The organism is Vibrio chagasii (assembly GCF_024347355.1).
In the GTDB taxonomy this organism is placed as follows: domain Bacteria; phylum Pseudomonadota; class Gammaproteobacteria; order Enterobacterales; family Vibrionaceae; genus Vibrio; species Vibrio chagasii.
The window spans coordinates 1626628-1644488 of the sequence record NZ_AP025466.1; the positions used below are offsets into that span (position 1 = coordinate 1626628).

At 43.3% G+C, this 17861-nt stretch carries 16 protein-coding genes; 9 read left to right on the top strand and 7 right to left on the bottom strand.

From position 1 onward, the window contains the following. Window positions 1-7: 7 nt before the first annotated feature. The 3 genes from OCV52_RS22990 to OCV52_RS23000 form a co-directional block, all read right to left on the bottom strand. Entirely contained in the window at window positions 8-577 is a 570-nt protein-coding gene (locus OCV52_RS22990; protein ID WP_137406713.1) for a protein disulfide oxidoreductase, read from the bottom strand. 3 nt (window positions 578-580) lie between these two features. Continuing rightward, window positions 581-2644, bottom strand: coding sequence for a protein-disulfide reductase DsbD family protein (locus OCV52_RS22995; RefSeq protein ID WP_137406796.1), 2064 nt, complete (start codon window positions 2642-2644; stop codon window positions 581-583). 947 nt (window positions 2645-3591) lie between these two features. Continuing rightward, on the bottom strand, window positions 3592-3840 hold the full coding sequence (locus OCV52_RS23000; protein WP_137406714.1) for a hypothetical protein: 249 nt from the start codon (window positions 3838-3840) through the stop codon (window positions 3592-3594). Between the two features lie 251 nt (window positions 3841-4091). Between OCV52_RS23000 and OCV52_RS23005 the strand changes: the two genes are divergently transcribed. Both OCV52_RS23005 and OCV52_RS23010 read left to right on the top strand, forming a co-directional pair. Beyond that, on the top strand, window positions 4092-5696 hold the full coding sequence (locus OCV52_RS23005; RefSeq protein WP_137406715.1) for a mechanosensitive ion channel family protein: 1605 nt from the start codon (window positions 4092-4094) through the stop codon (window positions 5694-5696). Window positions 5697-5845: 149 nt separating this feature from the next. Continuing rightward, window positions 5846-6679: a RecX family transcriptional regulator gene (locus OCV52_RS23010; protein WP_137406716.1), complete on the top strand. Its 834-nt coding sequence runs from the start codon at window positions 5846-5848 to the stop codon at window positions 6677-6679. Window positions 6680-6710: 31 nt separating this feature from the next. On the opposite strand, the gene OCV52_RS23015 is transcribed toward OCV52_RS23010, so the two are convergent. Next, window positions 6711-7469: a response regulator transcription factor gene (locus tag OCV52_RS23015; protein ID WP_137406717.1), complete on the bottom strand. Its 759-nt coding sequence runs from the start codon at window positions 7467-7469 to the stop codon at window positions 6711-6713. A 293-nt stretch (window positions 7470-7762) separates the two neighbouring features. Between OCV52_RS23015 and OCV52_RS23020 the strand changes: the two genes are divergently transcribed. From OCV52_RS23020 to OCV52_RS23030, 3 genes are all read left to right on the top strand, one after another. Further along, window positions 7763-8683 carry a DUF3187 family protein gene (locus OCV52_RS23020; RefSeq protein ID WP_137406797.1) on the top strand — a complete coding sequence of 307 codons (921 nt, stop codon included), beginning with the start codon at window positions 7763-7765 and terminating at the stop codon, window positions 8681-8683. Between the two features lie 155 nt (window positions 8684-8838). Next, window positions 8839-9870 carry a porin gene (locus tag OCV52_RS23025; protein ID WP_137406718.1) on the top strand — a complete coding sequence of 344 codons (1032 nt, stop codon included), beginning with the start codon at window positions 8839-8841 and terminating at the stop codon, window positions 9868-9870. 193 nt (window positions 9871-10063) lie between these two features. Continuing rightward, entirely contained in the window at window positions 10064-10375 is a 312-nt protein-coding gene (locus OCV52_RS23030; RefSeq protein WP_137406719.1) for a hypothetical protein, read from the top strand. Window positions 10376-10459: 84 nt separating this feature from the next. Here OCV52_RS23030 and OCV52_RS23035 read toward each other — a convergent pair whose 3' ends face one another. Next, window positions 10460-12307 (bottom strand): M3 family metallopeptidase, encoded by a 1848-nt coding sequence (locus tag OCV52_RS23035; RefSeq protein WP_137406720.1) that lies wholly within the window; start codon window positions 12305-12307, stop codon window positions 10460-10462. A gap of 202 nt (window positions 12308-12509) precedes the next feature. On the opposite strand from OCV52_RS23035, the gene OCV52_RS23040 reads away from it, so the two are divergent. From OCV52_RS23040 to dbpA, 3 genes are all read left to right on the top strand, one after another. After that, window positions 12510-13076 carry a hypothetical protein gene (locus tag OCV52_RS23040; protein WP_137406721.1) on the top strand — a complete coding sequence of 189 codons (567 nt, stop codon included), beginning with the start codon at window positions 12510-12512 and terminating at the stop codon, window positions 13074-13076. A 217-nt stretch (window positions 13077-13293) separates the two neighbouring features. Beyond that, a complete protein-coding gene (locus OCV52_RS23045) occupies window positions 13294-14202 on the top strand; it encodes an aldo/keto reductase (protein WP_137406722.1) in 909 nt (302 codons plus the stop codon). A gap of 148 nt (window positions 14203-14350) precedes the next feature. Then, window positions 14351-15730 carry an ATP-dependent RNA helicase DbpA gene (dbpA, locus tag OCV52_RS23050; protein WP_137406723.1) on the top strand — a complete coding sequence of 460 codons (1380 nt, stop codon included), beginning with the start codon at window positions 14351-14353 and terminating at the stop codon, window positions 15728-15730. Between the two features lie 105 nt (window positions 15731-15835). On the opposite strand, the gene OCV52_RS23055 is transcribed toward dbpA, so the two are convergent. Then, a complete protein-coding gene (locus OCV52_RS23055; RefSeq protein WP_137406724.1) occupies window positions 15836-16009 on the bottom strand; it encodes an RNA helicase in 174 nt (57 codons plus the stop codon). Between the two features lie 277 nt (window positions 16010-16286). Here OCV52_RS23055 and OCV52_RS23060 point away from each other — a divergent pair, with 277 nt between their 5' ends. After that, window positions 16287-17123, top strand: a complete 837-nt coding sequence (locus OCV52_RS23060; protein ID WP_137406725.1) for a DUF6279 family lipoprotein — start codon at window positions 16287-16289, stop codon at window positions 17121-17123. An 86-nt stretch (window positions 17124-17209) separates the two neighbouring features. On the opposite strand, the gene OCV52_RS23065 is transcribed toward OCV52_RS23060, so the two are convergent. Further along, window positions 17210-17833 carry a 3'-5' exonuclease gene (locus tag OCV52_RS23065; protein ID WP_137406726.1) on the bottom strand — a complete coding sequence of 208 codons (624 nt, stop codon included), beginning with the start codon at window positions 17831-17833 and terminating at the stop codon, window positions 17210-17212. Between the last annotated feature and the right edge of the window lie 28 nt (window positions 17834-17861).

Below are 17861 nucleotides of genomic sequence, written 5' to 3' on the forward strand. Positions count from 1 at the left end.
AGATAAGTTATGCAAAGTAAGTTCTTAGCCAAAGTCCGATTGGAGAAGTCACACCTGTTGCGATACTGCTTATCTTTCCATCTTTGATGATGACAATACTTGGTGTGACATTGATGCCCCAACTTCTGCTGATCGAACCAGAAAGATCATTAATCACAGGGAAATCATACTTTTTCGCATCAATGAAACGTTGTACTCGTTCATCAGGTCCGGAGGACAAAGCAACAGAGACGACTTGATGTGAATCGCTGAAGCTATTCACGGTCGGGCTCACCAGTTTGCAAGCACCACACCAGGTAGCCCAAAAGTAGACAATCACTGGTTTGCCATTTTTACTGAGCTCAATGACGTCAATATCCTCACCTTGGATCGATTGACCCACGATTGGAATTGCATCTCCTTGAGGCATGTTTCTGCTGTGATAAAGATCCATGGCAAAAGAGACAACGCCTACGATCAAGATCATTGAGACGAGCTCTTTTCCCCACTTCTTAAGACGGCTCTGCTTTTTCACTTCGTGCTTTGCATCGCCACTTTCCGTTGTGCCAGCTGTATCTTTAGCGTTGGGAGTTTTCATTGATTACCTCGCTGCGTCGATAGCTTGAACAACCGTGTCGCTGTCTAAAATCACGGGTAGAGGGATGCCTTTTTTGTAGCTAGGGCCGTAAACGATGTTAAATGGAACACCGAATCGCCCATTGCTTTGCAGGTATTGGGTGACACTTTCGCTTGGTGTTGTCCAATCGCCCTTCATTAAAACAATGTCTTCTTGCTGTAGGTGGCTGTACACAGGGTCTTGGAGAATCACACCGATCTTGTTTGCTTTACAGGTGATACACCACTCTGCTGTCACATCGACAAAGACCGTTTTACCTTCCTCAACTAACTGAGGAATTTGTTTAGCATCTAATTTCTGCCAAGGTAGGTCATCGACAATCGGGGTCGCCCAGTTATCAGCTGTCACGCTACCAATGATGAGCGCAGCACCAAACGTTAGAGTCGTGGTCGCCATGATAGGAATCAGTACCTTTCTGCCTAGTTTCACGCCAATCCAAATCAATACTGAAACAACAATAAACAGAGACAGCAGGATGGTCGGGAACTTACCGATGAATGGGGTCAGTAAGCTTGTTAACCATAAACTGGTGATGAACATCATTAAGCCAAATACCAACTTAACTTTGAACATCCACGCGCCCGGTTTCGGCAGCAATTTGGTTAGGCTTGGAAACAGCGCGAAGATTAGCCAAGGCGCACTCATACCAATGCCAAGTGCAATGAAGATAGCCCATAGTTCTTGGTAGCTTGCCCCAAGTGCATAAGCTACGGCGGTACCAAGGAATGGCGCGCTGCACGGTGTTGCTAAGAGTGTGGCAAACATACCTTGAACGAAGTGACCCGAATGTGAATCGTCGCCTTTGGTCGCCATCCAGGTGTTTAAATCTGAAGGTAGTCGGAACTCAAATAAACCCAATAGGTTAATTGAGAACAGCAAGGTGATGATCAGCATGAACCCAATAAACCAAACGTTCTGGAATTGGATTCCCCAGCCAATCGCATTGCCCCCCACTTTTAGAAGTGTCATACCAAGCGCTAGCAGTGCGAATGAAGTAATCACACCAGCAGCAGAAGCCAGGAACGAAAGTCGGATATGACGATTTGATGCACCTTGGTTTTGAATGATGCTGTTTAGTTTCATCCCCAATACAGGTAAAACACACGGCATAATATTCAAGATCAAGCCACCAATTAAGGCAAAACCGATCATCGCGATAAAGCCGTTACTGCTCTCTTGATAAGCTATCGGATCTGAGCATACTTGCGCAGTCATCTCCTCGGCAAAGTTCGTGTCCGAGACTGTAACACTTACCGTGCGATCGGTTAGATCGACTTCGCCAATCCAGTTACTCACGTCAAATACCGCAGTCATTGTATTGTCGGTAATATGAACGGTAGGCTGAGAGAAGAAGTCATCGATTACCTCTTCGCCGTCAATCAGTACCATAGGTTTATCCCAGCCATCTTTACTCGTCAGCTGAGTTACCAATTGTTGTTTGCTTTTGTCCCAGTACAGGCCATTCACAGAAGCTCGATTAGCTTCGCGTGGAGACTGACTCATGCCTTGGTTGAACAAGAACATGGCTTGCTCATCAAGTTGTAAAGAGTGAGGATCGATCGGCAGTTCAATGTCGTAGTCGGTTAAGACACAGATATTGGTACAAGACGGAAACGTGAGTGACGCCCTGAATACTGCTTGTTGCGTGTTGTCTTTCAATGTCAGCGTGATCGGAAAACTCACATGATGCTTGTAGCCTAGCGTCATAACATCGAGTTGTTCGTAATACTTAGGAATCGGCCAATGCCACTCCACTGATTCGATGTTGGTGGAGCCAGACCAGTCCCAGCTTGGCGGGATGCCTCCTTCACCAGGGCTACGCCAATAGGTTTTCCAGTCTCCATCGAGCACGACATCGAGTACGGTCTGAATTTGAGAACCGTCATCGGATTGTTCTCCTGTCGACATCATTCGCATCTTTACAGGCGGGTGCTCAGGCACACTCAGCCAGCCGGTCGTTTGTGCCAGAGCTGTGAATGACGTCATTACCAGTAGGGCAGTGACTATAGTTTTCGCGCATGTACGCATGCAGAATGCCAAACAATCGGCAAACTTAGTTAGAAGTGTGTTGTACACAAATGTATCTCCAAAAAATAAATAAAAGGGTGTAATGGCCCGGTTATTTATTCTCTAAATATACAGTGCTTTAAGTGTAAGCGGTGCTTTGTTGGTCGAGCAGAGGGATGATTGTCTCTGGATAATCTCGATATGTGAGGTGGAAGGCTGAATGCTACAGCGATCAGAAGAATAAAAGGGATCAGCCAGCCAGTTTTAGGTGTCGCGAAGGTGAGCATTTTAGAGCTCAGGTCACAGGCACTCGAAGTTGGCGCAGACAGTGATTTAGATGCTTTTGATCCGAATACGCTGGAATAAAGCTCAGACATTTTTTCAGACGAAGCCATAGAGGCTTGCGGATCACTGCTTTCAGTACCAAGACGCGTTGATTGACTAATAGAATAGTTGGGAAACGTAACTTTATTTGCAGACAGCGTACTCGCCAGACAAGTTATGATAACCAGTCCGGTAAGGAAAAGCGCCCAAAGCGATTGCTTTTGTTGGCGGTTTTGGTGAGATAAAAAGAATCTAGGTGTGCTTAGCAAATCAATCAGTAATAGAGTCAGTTAGTATTGGATCTTGGTCTTTAAATTGACGAACTATTTTTAATCACAGAGTTATCAAACAGCTCATTTCACGGCGGCTAGCTCAGATAACTTTGCTTTGTGCTACAAGTCATAAAACTGTCAAAGCCCAAAGGTGTATCATCACCAAACCTAGACGTTAAGGCACCGCGATTTGAGTTAAGTTCATAAGAATCTGATCTTTTTTAATATTTCTTTTTACGGTGCCGCTAATAAACGTTTGCGATGATTTCGGGTACAAAAAAGCCCAATCATTCACCTGGAATCTGATTGGGCTTGTTCAATTCTTATCTGTGGCTGCAGAAGCTTAGTATTCTAACTTCCTGCTTAGCCGTTTTAGTGACAGCGGCGTGGGCCGTTACGCACTAGGTCTTTGCCGTTTTCAAAGACTTCGTCAGTAATCCAACGAGCAAGTAGAACCTGGTGGCTGCTATTGAATACAGCAACAAAGTGACGACCGTCAGAGTTATTGGTCGCCATACCAACGCCTTCAACACCTTCTAGGCCTAAACCGCCAGATTCTACTGAAATTAGGAATTGTTCTAGTTCTTCAAGCGTTTTAATTACATCAAGTTCGTTGTTCATTTTTTCATTCTCTTGCTGTAACCAATACCGGGTAATAAGGCGTGTTAAAGCATGCGCCTAAAGCCGATCTCAGTCGTTATTCTTTGTTGGATGCGTACTCTACAGATCATGGAGAGCGATTGGAACTCTCAAATATTAGATACGGGCTGATATTTTGCGAAGTTTTAACACAACATACGTTTAAATGCTTGTTATCCATCTTCTTTTTACTACTATTTATAGGGTCAATTTAGACAGTAATAGGAATTAATATGATGAAGGTTTGGCGTTGTCTATTGTTAATGTTGACGTTTGTCGCATTCGGAAGTTTCGCGCAAAGTGTCGATAAGATAGCACAAGTACAAGATCAGCTTATGCTCGATCTGGCAACATTAGAAACGGCGCATGATGCTGAGAAACCCTTTCTTGAAGATATTTTGAGACGCAAGAACCAAGGGCTACGTGAGGAGATATTTACACAACTCTCTTCAGACAAGAAAGAAGGGCTAGATGCCGTTCTGGCTCAGCAGGTAGAACTTTTACAGAAATTACTGACATTGAACGAAGATAAAATCGTTTCAATGAGTAAAGAAAATCGTTCGGCTGAAGGCGATGTTAAGAAGCGTCTTGAATTACGTATTCAGAAACGAATCGGGATGATGGACACCTACTACCAGCAGCTTGCGAAAACATTAGCATGGTCAAAAGAGCGTGGTGTCGATGTTACTGCATCGGAAGATACGCTGAAAAAGGCGTTAGTGTCTCGTTCTAAATACCTAACGAATGCGATTCTCTACACAGATACGCAGCGACAAGATTTAGAAGCACGCTTGTCGTTTGTTAATGAAGAAGAGAAAGCGACTATCAAGAAGGAGCTTGAGCGCTTCAGTGAGCGTACGAGCGTGATGGTTGCTAGCTTAGAAGAGACAATTTCTCTGATGGAGCCGTTTGGTGTCGACGTAACCTCATACAAGCGAGTGTTGTTGGCGACAACGGGAGACATTAACGCTGATGTGCTAGACGTTGATGTTGCATTGGAGCTTTTAGATGGCTGGCTTCGTTCATTTAGTGCGTGGGCGTTTGAGAATACGCCATCATTCATTGTTAAGCTGGCTTTGTTTTTAGGTATTTTGTATGTAACTCGTCTACTGTCGAACGTTGCGCGCAAAACCGTTCGTAAGAGTGTGTCGCATTCTAAAATGGACTTCAGTGTATTGATGCAGGATTTCTTTGTGTCAATTGCATCGAAAGCCGTCGTGTTTATCGGTTTGCTTATCGCGCTGTCGCAAATCGGGATAGAGCTAGCACCATTGCTAACCGGTTTCGGTGTCGCTGGTGTAATCATTGGTTTCGCATTGCAAGATACGCTATCTAACTTTGCTTCTGGTTTGATGATCTTGATCTACCGCCCATACGATGTGGGCGACATGGTGAAAGTGGCGGGTGTTCAAGGTACAGTAAAAGACATGAGCCTTGTATCAACCACAGTACAGACTATCGATAACCAGCGCTTGGTGATTCCAAATAATAAAATTTGGGGGGATGTGATCAACAACATTACAGCAGAGCGTGTTCGACGTGTCGATATGGTATTTGGCATTGGTTATTCTGATGATATTGATAAGGCGAAAGCCGTATTAAATGAAATCATTGTTGCGCATCCTCTCGTGCTAAAAAAACCAGAGCACATGATCAAACTGCACACCTTGAACACATCTTCTGTAGATTTCGTAGTAAGGCCGTGGGTTAAGACCGACGATTACTGGGATGTATATTGGGATGTGACGGAAACCGTGAAGAAACGCTTCGACGAAGAAGGCATCACTATTCCGTTCCCTCAACGTGATGTGCATATATACAACCACGAAGAGAGCTAATCGCTCATTGATTAACGTGGTAATTAAATGGACGCTGAATAGGCGTCCATTTTTTGTTGGTGTATCTTATTTTCATTCTTTTATCTCGCTTCACCCAACTGAGAATTACGTTATCATGGGGCTGGCTCAGTCTGGATAGTTGAAATCGAATGGATGATTCACAGCAAAACCCTAACACAAAAAAAACAACAGTAAGAAAAGCGCGACGAATCGAAAGCGTCATGAACTCTGCGATGTGGCATTTAACTCAGAGGGATATGACTGAAAGCGAGTTGACTGCGAAACTGAAAGTGAAAACGGACAATCAAGATTGGATCGACGAAACCTTGAGGAACCTGAAAGGTTATGGTTATCTAAAGTCTGATCAGGATTTTGCAGAGCAATTTGTCGAGCAAGCTTTCTTTGGCGAATTTGGATCGCGATACATCATTGAAAAGTTGAAGAAGAAAGGGCTAACCGACTCGGTCATTTCGGATGCGATTCATAAGGTATCTGCTGATAAAAACATCGATGAACAAATGATATTGATCGATCGAATCAATCATTACTATTCAGGCTTTACCATGAGCCGTGAAAAGCTTGTAGCGACACTGCAAAAACGTGGCTTCAGCTATCAACAAGTCAAAATCGCGATCGATCATCATCCGCAAGCTCATGAGCTTAAGAGTAATATTCAGATCAAGGCCGAGAAAGCTGATTTGGAGAAAGAAGTGTTGAAATACGCACGAAAAGGGAAGGGTTTGACTGCCATTCAGCAAGAGCTGAAACAACGACAAATCGATACCAGCGAGCTATCTGCGTTAATCGATCGATTAATCAACGAAGAGCAGCTGGACTTCTACTCATCTTGTTTAGAACAGCTGCAGAAAAAGTCTTACGATCTTAACGACCACAAAGAGCGCTCTAAGGCTTATGCCATGCTAAGTCGTAAAGGTTTTTCATCTGATGAGATAAAGTTCGCGTTAAGTGAAGGCAACGAGTAACTGATGAGTAGCGGAACCAAGATAAACAAATCTATCGAGTCGCGTCTCTATTTTCAGTAATACCTAAGCCGTTACGCAAAGCAAATTGAACCAGTTCATTGTGATTATTCAGGTTCATTAATCCAAGAATTCGGTACTTATGTGATTCGATGGTACGTGGGCTTAAGTGCAATTTATCGGCACACTCCTTGGCAGTGTACCCTTGAGCGATAAGTGATAGCACCTTGGTTTGCTTCTTCGATAACAACAACAGCTTATCACTATCGTCTTCCCACAAGTTCTCACTTTGATTCAACGTTCTAGCTAATGTTGAATGCTGCCAATAACAAAGCCACATCTCACACACAAGCTTCAGACGCTTAATGTCTTCTAAGCCCAATGTGGTTTTATTGTCGTGGAAGTTAGTGAAAGAGAGTGCGCCCCAACGTTGGTTAAACAGTTGCAAAGGGATAATACAGTGCCACTTGCCACCTTGTTTATATATTCGGCGTAGCACATCGTTTTGAATTTTAGCGAGCTGTTCTTCTGAAAACTCTAAGTAAGTTTCTTGCGTTTTGAGGAGCTTCAAATACTCGAGATGGTTGCAGCCTAAAAAGTCTTGTTTATCGATAGGTGGAATATGTGACTTAGATACCGAGATTGTTTTCCCATCTTCGAGCAGAACCATAGAGTTTGGGTACAGGGTTAATCTGTCAATATCAAACCAGTCTAGAACGTCAAAGCTTGCAGTGGACCAAGTTGCAGTAAAATCTTTTGGATCACTATTGATCAAAGTTTCAGACTGATTCATCAACAATTGCTCAAAGCTCGGCTAGAGACGTTCACATTTTATCCTTATCAAAAGTTAGGTTATTCATTCACGCGGTGAAGATATTCGTTAAAACGCTCGAGAGCAAGTGAACATTAAAAGATCGTTAAGGTGTTCTTAGCTCGATTTTTTTAGAACACATTATTCTATGTATTTTAGCGAAAAGCAGTAAATTTGCTGCATTAATTGAACGCTGTTTTTAAGAGAATCGGACGTTTTAAACCATTGAGAAAGTTGTGACAGCGTTAAGAACATTTCTGACCGTATCCCTATCAATATTGCCTTTTCACAGTGCTGTAGCATCTCCAATGTTCGTCTATGCACAATCTCCCATTCACTCGAATGTGCTCTCTACACAGCTTCGTTCTGCTGAACCAAATAGGACTGGTACGATAGAGTTTAAGTCCTCTTATACGCAGGCCAGTATATGGGCACATACACAAGCTTATTCCTTAGATTATTATCAAAATCAGTCGAATATTGCTGTTCAATGGCAAGCGTCTCCGATTTGGAAAACTGAACTCGATTATCGTGTTGTCACAGCAAAAGATAACGGTTTAGATAGTTTTGTTATGGGATTTCATGATCTGTTTGGTGTTGGACAGAATGGCCGTGATGAGGTTGCAGAAGACCAGTTCACTATCGATTTTCATAATGCCGGTGTTCATGTGTCAGATTTCGAAGGTGACGACCTAACCAATGCAGTTACTTTCTACAATGAGTTACTACTGTATTCTCGAGGGCCGATGTCACTGTCGGCTGGTGGTTCACTGTTTTACAACAATGTTAGAAGTGGGCAGTTTGCGAGAACCAGTTTCGAGCAGGGTGTCCAACTCAACTACAGCTATATCACTCCAAGGCACAGTTTCTTTTCTACCATTGGCCTTGTGCATCGAAACAGCGATGGTCACTTAGTTAGTGATGAGAGGCTAGCACTTGAAAACGTGAGTGCTAGCTGGGCTGTTGGGTATGAATATCGATGGAATCAGCGCCATAGCTTGGTCCTTGAATCGCTCAACTACCAAGGCTGGTCGACCAATGATCCAGATTTCCCGGAGCCATCAAATGAGGTGGTTGTGGGGTATCGCTATCGTTTGTACCGCCTTGCTTTAGAAGCCTTGATGATTGAGAACATTCGTAACATGGATAACAGTACTGATATCGGTTTCACGCTTGGCTTACGTTTCTCAATATAAAAGCGATATCAACATATCATTATTTAATTAAATTCATCTTGGCTATAAAATTTCAGTAATTTCACGGTATATCAATAACTGTAATTTTTGAACAATAGCGCCACTCCAAAAGGCCGGACTAACAAGGCCGAATCAATATATAGGTAGTGGTAATCATGAAAAAAACATTAGTAGCACTTGCGATTGCAAGCATTTCAACTTCAGCGTTTGCTGTAAGCACAAGCAGCCAAAATAGCCAGAATGAAGAGATGTTTGCTTTTGATTCTATGCACAAAGATCAATTCTCAGTAGCAGGTTCTTTCGGTGTTGGTGGTTACTACGACACAGGCTCAAAAGCATTTTACGATGACTGGGCGACTGGTCTAACACTGGCGGTAAGCTACCGTAACAACCGTTTTGTTGGTTACTTCGAAACTGACATGATGCTGAACTACACAACTGACAATAACGTTGCAGCGAACGACGCAGCAACATCTGGTTGGGTGAATGGCATTGATACAGGCCCAGCGACAGACGTTGATAAAGCGTGGTTAGGTTTCGACACTGGTTACGGTATCGCTTCATTCGGTTGGGAAAACGATACGGCACTAGATAAAGTTGACGGAGCTGGTGATAACACTTACGAGTTTGGTGCTTCTGCTGGCGACGCTTCTGATGCATTCAACGTCGTTAAGTTCCAAGGCGCAACTAACGGTATTGCTTACGCAATCTCTTACTTTGAGACTGGTGATGACCATAACGACGCAGATAAAGGCGTTAACGGTTACATCGGTATCGAGCAAGAAGTATTTAGCGTATACGCGGGTTACGAAGCTCGTGACGATGAGAAAGATTACGAAGTATACACAGTAACTGGCAGCATGAAGTTAGGTTCAATGAAGCTAGGTCTTAACTCTTGGATCGATCAAAACGATGAGATGAAGAATACAGGTTTCTACTTCTCTGGCGGTTACACATTGTCTGATGACCTAACGATTGCAGCCGGTTACGCTTTCAATACCAACGAAGAAGATAACCTATCAGATGTAGATTCTTCGTACATCAACGTTGCAGCTATGTACCGTATTGCTGATAACGCAGACATGGGTATTGATATTAAACAAGATATCGAAGGTGCACGCTCAATTGGTAACACGCAATACGACGAAGAAACACACGTATTCGCAGCTGCTTACTACTACTTCTAAGAGTAGTGTCGAGGCTTAGGCGCGCTTGAGAGCCTAAGACTTTAAAACTCGAATATTGAGACTGAACGTCATGGTGTAATTACTGCCCGGTCTTTGCACCATATTCTCTTCTTTGCGCAGCTTAAGCATCCACTGTTCGACATGTGGTATGCCACTCAAGCGTTACGAGTGGATTATTATCTGGAGAAACAAAATGGTTAAGAGCATATCTGGCAAGGGTGTCATTTATGGCAATGAGACTCTGTTTACGTGCAAACCTAATCGAAATGGATTGTTCGAATTGGCACGTAAACATGGAAGAGCTGCTGGTACTCGTCCACAAGACTCACAAAACAAAGTCTACGCAGAATCTTTAGATGAAGCATGGGACTTACTGAAAACTGAAAAGTTTTATATTGTTTTGACTGGACAAGTATATGGCATTCATAGAAAGTCTTTGAGAAGCGTTGAATCGGTTGATATTGAATTTGATACCGAAACACGCTCGGCGTGCGCTACGGCGTAATGCCAATATTGAAAAGAAAAAGGACGATTAATATCGTCCTTTTTTACTTTTATCGTTTAATCCACGAGTGATAGTGAACGTTGGTTATCGTCCGTATTTTTCAATAATAAAACGCTCAAAATCATCACACATTTGTTCATTCGACTCTTCATTATTCGCTAATTCAGTTGCGCCGTCGACGATCGATATTTTCGCATTTAAATCTGCGACTTGTGCACGTTCACGAGAAGCCAGTTGTTTGATCTTTTTCTCTTCAATTGCCCATGCTTGATCAGGTGTTAAGTTGCACTCGTCAGCAAGGTATTTGGCATTGAAGCCCTCACCAGTCAGACTCTCTATTGTTCCATTGTGATTTACGCTATTGCCTTTATACCAATAGTGCTTAGCCAATAAAGGGCCGATCTCAGGGTTGTCTGTTAAGTAACCGAACTTGTCAGTGAAGTAAGCTCGCGTTTGATACACCGCCATGTGAGCCAGCAGGTAACCTTGGTATGCGCAAGAGGCTTCGTCTGATAACAGGTGCGGGATCGCCATTAATGGACGTGGGCTGCAATCCAAACCGAGTATGCTTTTTTCGCTACGACGAGCGAGTTCTGTGATCTTCTCAGGCGTAAGATCTTCATCAGCCATCTCATACAGCGCTCGTTCAAAGTAAGGCACCACAAGAATACTGCGCTCTTGGTAGGCTCTGAATGGCTGCTTGCTATTAATCATTGCTTTGATGAGCTCATCAGGCACTGGTTGGCCATCTGCATCGACCGCATACTGTTTTAGCCAATCGGCGTCATTCAACAAGCTGTCACAGAACATGGATTGCGTTTCCGCGTAAGCCATTGAGGTCGGTGCAAACTCTTGAGAGAAGCACGGCGCGTTCATTTTCACGTTAGCAAAGTGGGCTGCATGCCCACCTTCGTGAAACAGTGTGTTGATCCCATCATAGCCACTGCCGACTTGATCGGGCTTAGCATTACTCGTGAAGTTGACTTGAGCTGGCACCCAAGTGTCTTGGTCATAGAAAGAAGGAATAGGCCCGTGACAGAAACCATTAGGGTATTTACCTTTGCGATCTAGCAAATCTAACTTCAAGGTGGCTTGAGAGTATTCGATATTCAGGCGGCCAAAAGACTCAATCCAGCGTCTCAATGACTTTGAGAAAGGGACGTAAGGGTCGAGGTCATTCATCACGTCACCGGCAAAAGAGTAGGTGAAGTTATGGCCTTCGAGGGCGCTTTGACCCTTTTGTGCAGCTAAGTTGGTGAGACTTTTTTGGTGACTATCTCGGGTACGTGCCTCAAAGTCGTCCAAAATCGTAAACAGTTGCTCTGTGGTCATCTGCTCAGTTTTTACGACGGAATAATCGAAAAATGTTTTGAACCCCAGAGACTGGGCAAACTTATTACGTTTTTTGATAAGTTCAATAAAGCCGTTCACGAGGAGCCATTGTTCTAAACCTAGCAAGGCTTGGTGTGCTGAATGTCTAACTTGCTCACTACTGTTACTTCTCACAGCTGAACCTAGGACAGGAAGCGAGCCTTCTGTTTCTTGTCCCACTTCATTTACGTAAGTCATCACGTGGTTTTGCTTTTTCTCAAACAGTTCAGCTTCAAACTTGATGAGGTCTGCTTTTAGCGCTTGAGAATTCTGCGATTCAATAGCATGCGATTTGAACGTGGCTAACCAACCATTGAGCCCGGTTAAGGTGCTCTCTTTTTCTTGAAGGTCTTGAATTTGGTCAATGGTACTTAGTTGGGCTTCGATAGCCTTTATCTGCTCAGCAGAGCTTAGAAATTCGGTCCACTGAGTTTGAGCGAGGGTTGAGCCATCATGATCGTCACTGATGCCCATGTAAGTATCCCAAAAGAAGTCTTCTTTCGTTTTGTGAGTAGTAAGATACTTGTGATTCAGTTGGTTGAGATAGTTCGTTGCCGTCATGACATTCCTTGAAAATTAATCATTAATTTCAGTAATATAACACATCTATTAAGTGGTATTTGTGATGTCTGATTGAAGGTTTGCCGATTAGTGTTTGTTCAGCCTAGTCTTGCTTTTTAGCTTAAATCATAGTCTCAACAGGTTGTAGGTTGATTGGTTACGTATAATGAGTCACGTCTAGTGATTTGAATAAGCAACATTAATGAAAAGTCTTTCTGCCCTCACCATACTATTAGCTCTCAATATATTGTCTTTCTCTGTATACGCGAGTGAAAGCTGGTGGCTGCGAACCGTGTTTAATACGAGTCCCTCTCAGCCTAGTTCCCAGCACTATATTAACGACATAGATTTAATGGATTGTGGCGAAATCGAAGGCACTCATTTGTGCAGTGACCTAACGCAGTATTACGATCTTGATGTGTATGTAGAGTTAGACTTAAGAGAATCAAGTGTTGAAGCCGTTCGTTTCACCCTGCCATATTCCAAATTAAGTTATACCAAACTTCAAGCTTACCTACGCCAAGATGGTTTTGCGCTCAGTTCAATTCGTATTGGGGAAGATGAGTTCGATGTTGTGAGCCAACTTGAGCAGGCAGAAAGGGAAGGAGTAAGTGCTGACATCGTGGACAAGCGGTTGATCGAGTTTATGAATGGTTCGCACAACTCTTTGGAGCAAATAAGCCGGTGGAATGTCCCTAATGTTGAATCACCTTGGGTTGAGCTCATCAATGACGGTGCGAGTCTGACCGTGGAACTTAATCGCTTTTAATCACTCAAATTTATAGAAAGTGTTATTTTTCATTCGAGTAAACCACCTTTTTCGTAGAACGCCTGAGAGCCAGACAGCAAGCTATTATTGATTTGAGTGTTGGTTTTTCTGTTGCTCTCACAGTTTTAGCAAGCGTTTACCTTTGCCATTTGTTAAACGTTGAGCCCTCGGTAAAACGAGCATAGGATACGCTCAGTATTGATAAAGGAGACAACCCATGGTTGCAAAAGTAACGATAGCGCCACAAGGCCCAGAAGTATCTGAGCTGGTGCAAGGATACTGGCGTACAGCAGAGTGGGGCATGACCCCGAAACAACGTCTAGCTTTCCTTAAGCAACACATAGATCTTGGTATCACAACGGTGGATCATGCAGACATCTATGGTAACTACCAATGTGAAAAGTTGTTTGGTGAGGCACTCGCACTAGAGCCAGGCCTTCGTGACGAGATTCAAATTGTCACCAAGTGCGATATCAACCTGTGTGGTGACCACACTCCTGAGCGTAAGATCAATCACTACGACACCAGCGCACAGCATATCTACCAATCAGTAAATAACTCATTAGAGCGTCTAGGCGTTCACGATATCGATGTGCTGCTGATTCACCGTCCTGATGTATTGATGGATGCTGATGAAGTGGCGGAAGCGTTCGCTGAGCTGCACAAAGTCGGTAAAGTTAAACACTTTGGTGTTTCTAATTTTTCGCCACGACAGTTCGAGCTACTGCAATCTCGACTGGGCAAACCTTTGGTGACTAACCAAGTTGAAATCAACCCATTTAATTTCGACGTTGCCCATGATGGCACGCTTGATCAGCTGCAAATGAACCGCACTCGTCCAATGGCGTGGTCTTGCCTAGGTGGCGGTAGCATCTTCAGTGGTGATTCTGCACAAGCGGTTCGCGTTCGTGAAGAGCTTGAGGCGATTCGTTTAGAAGTGGGTGCTGATAGCATTGATCAAGTCATCTACGCGTGGGTACGTCGTTTACCGTCTAATCCTATTGCGATTATTGGCTCTGGTAAGATTGAACGCGTTAAGACAGCTGTTGATACACTGAAAATTGAACTGACTCGCGAGCAATGGTATCGCGTGTGGGTGGCTTCTAAAGGTCACGGTGTGCCATAGAAAGTAATTCATATAGAAGCGAAAGCCAGCTAAGAAAGCTGGCTTTTTTGTGTTCGCATAACCTATTTCTTCAAAACTGTGATTAAGGTGGAATAATTTTCAAAAACACTCATAATGCACTCTGTTTTTCACCAGTTGGATAATTCCATTGAGCACTTCAAAATTCTCTTCAATCGCCCTTAAACCTGAGCTTCTGCATACGTTGGATTCTCTTGGTTATACTGAAATGACGCCGATCCAAGCGTTAAGTCTTCCTACTATCCTAAATGGCAAGGACGTTATCGGTCAGGGTAAAACGGGTTCAGGTAAAACAGCTGCTTTTGGTTTAGGCGTGCTACAAAACCTGCGCGTTAAGCGTTTCCGTGTTCAGTCTTTAGTGTTATGTCCGACTCGTGAACTGGCAGACCAAGTAGCAAAAGAGATTCGCACTCTTGCTCGTGGCATTCACAATATTAAAGTGCTGACACTGTGTGGTGGTATGCCAATGGGGCCACAAATTGGCTCACTAGAGCATGGCGCACACATTTTAGTCGGTACTCCTGGTCGTATTCTTGATCACTTGGAGAAAGGCCGCATTGACCTATCTGAGCTGAACACGCTGGTATTAGATGAAGCGGATCGCATGCTAGAGATGGGCTTTCAAGACGCGTTGGATGCAGTTATCGATGCAGCACCAAAAGATCGTCAGACTCTTCTGTTTAGTGCAACCTTCCCTAAACAAATTAAATCAGTTGCTGACCGCATCATGCGTAACCCAGAAATGGTGAAAGTTGAATCGACGCACGATCACTCGAGCATTCAGCAGCACTTCTACAAGCTTGAAGGTTCTGAGGCTCGTGACGATGCTCTAGAGTTGTTGTTACTTCATCATCAACCAGAATCAGCGGTTGTGTTCTGTAACACGAAGAAAGAAGTACAGAACGTGACTGACGAACTAAGCCACCGCGGCTTTAGCGTTATCGAGCTGCATGGTGATATGGAGCAGCGTGAACGTGACCAAGCTTTGGTCCAGTTCTCAAACAAAACCATCTCGATTCTAGTGGCGACAGATGTTGCGGCTCGTGGTCTAGATGTTGATAACCTAGATGCAGTATTCAACTTCGAGTTATCTCGCGACCCTGAAGTTCACGTACACCGAATTGGTCGTACAGGTCGTGCTGGTAGCAAAGGCGTCGCTATTAGTTTCTTTAGCGAAAAAGAGATGTACCGTGTTGCTCAAATTGATGAGTACATGGACATGCCGATTGAGCCATCTGAGTTACCGGCAAAACCAATTGCTAAGCCTTACTACTCAAACATGGTAACCATCCAGATTGATGGTGGTAAGAAAGCTAAACTTCGTGCGGGTGATATTCTTGGTGCATTGACTGGTCAAGGTGGTATCGATGGTAAATCAGTAGGTAAGATCAACTTGTTTGCAATGCGTGCTTACGTTGCTGTAGAACGCTCTGTCGCTAAAAAAGCACTGAACAAGATCGAATCAGGTAAAATGAAGGGTCGTCAATTCCGCGCCCGAATTCTGAAGTAATTCGAGATTCTAGCCCTTTACTGTCACGTTAAGCGCGGTGCAGTAAAGGGTCTTTCAAAATGGGTTGGTCTATTGACCCATTATATAAAACGATTAACTAGCTCTCTATTCATCAGGTCTTATCGAATAAAGGTCATTAAGATGTTTCCCTTCGTTAAGATACCAAGTCATCGCTTCTTGTCGGTTGCTTGCTAATATTGTGATGGTGGTTACTTTCCCATCGTCAAAATAGCAAAGCTCGTATTCTAACGCGCTGGTATTTTCAGGAATTGCGGCCATAAGCTTCCCTCACAAATACTGTTCATTCGATACTCATTTAAAGTGTGCAGCTATTTCCAACTTGCATTTCAAATAAGCAAAAAAGCCGAATAATATCACTGCTAACAATAGGTTTTATTTTAATCATTTGTCGAAATGGCTTATTTGGCAAGGCTAAGTCTCAATTTATCTGAAAGTTTTACGAGAACTTGCTTTTATAGCTAATGTTATAAGATCAAGAGTAAATCTATCTTGTCGTTTGGGTTTACTGATTAGTAATAGGCTGTGAGAGGGTGTAATGAGAAAATGCCGTTGGTTACTTCTATTGGTCTGTTTCCTATTTGTTGGGTGTGGAACTAAATTCGCTTATAACAACATCAGTTGGTTTGCGGTGAGTTACATAGAAGACTTTGTTTCTCTATCCAATAGCCAAGAGTCTGAGTTAGAGGCTCGTTTAGACTCTCTTCAAGCATGGCACAAAGAAACTCAGCTGCCGCTTTACATTGAACAGCTACAAATGCTGCAAAATATGCGTCGTTCAGAGTTGAACTCCGCTTTTATTGTTGAGCAAAGTGAACAAATAAAGAGTCACATTCGAACCATCGTTAATAAATTCTCTCCTGACATTTACGCGTTAAGTATGCAGCTTAACCCTAAGCAGGATAGAGAGTTCTTAAGCAACTTTAGAAAAAAGCAGCAAGAGTTTTACGAAGAGAGATTGTCTTTGAATGATGATGATTCTAGAGAGCGATATCGCGAGCGAATAGAGGAAAGACTTGAGCGATGGTTAGGATCGGTATCAAAAGAACAACAACAGATCATTGTGGCTTGGTCTCAAGAGTGGATAAATACCAATAATAGCTGGCGAGAGTATCAAAATAATACTTATCAAGATCTCACTCTACTGATGGAAAAGAAGAGTGACTTGCACATCTCTCAGCCGATTATTATGAAGTTGCTTTTGAACAATGAGTCTTATTACCCAGACGGTTTGGAATCTCAACTTAACAAGAATATGCAGATATCCGCCAAGTTTTTAGTGGATATCGCAGCGGTAAGTAGTGATAAGCAATGGTCTTATTTCATGCATGAATTAGAGAGCCTTGCGTCAACATTGATTACCTTGCAAGAGTAGGGCGCAAGTAAGCCTTGCCAATAAAAGAAAAGGCTACTCTAGAAATATAGAGCAGCCTTTACTTATTCTAATTATTGCGAATGCACTTAACCTCGGTTGCTCATCAGGAGCTTTGGAATTGCACCTTTGGCTGTCTTCGATATTTTCTGCATCAACTGGAAGCTAGGTTGATATATACCGTGGTCACTCTGCAGCTCATCAATCATTAATAACCATAGTCTTGCTGTCATTTCTGAATCGGCTAACGCTCTGTGGAAAGTACCATCGTTGTCGATACTCTTGAAACGCACAAGGTCACCTAACTTATGAGTTGGTGCGTCTTGGATAAGGCGGCGAGCGATCAGCATTGAGCATGCAAATTGTCCATTGTAATCACGACCAATATTATCTAACTCTGCATCAAGAAAGCGCTTATCAAATGAGGCATTATGAGCGACTAGTTGGCTGTCTTGAATGAAGTCTGCAAATTCATCCATGACTTCTCCGCAGCTTGCAGCACTGCTTAACATACGATTAGTGATTCCGGTATAGCCTTCAATGAACCCGCTCACGCGAAATCCCGGGTTCATCAGTTGTTGAAAGGTGTCGACCACTTCGCCGTTAACGAGTTTTACGGCACCAATTTCTATCGCTCGATCGCCCATATTTGGGGACAAGCCAGTGGTTTCGAAATCGAGAACGATAACGGAGTCTGCGGAGTGTGGAGCCATGGTGTTTCCTAATAACTGTTTATCTGTA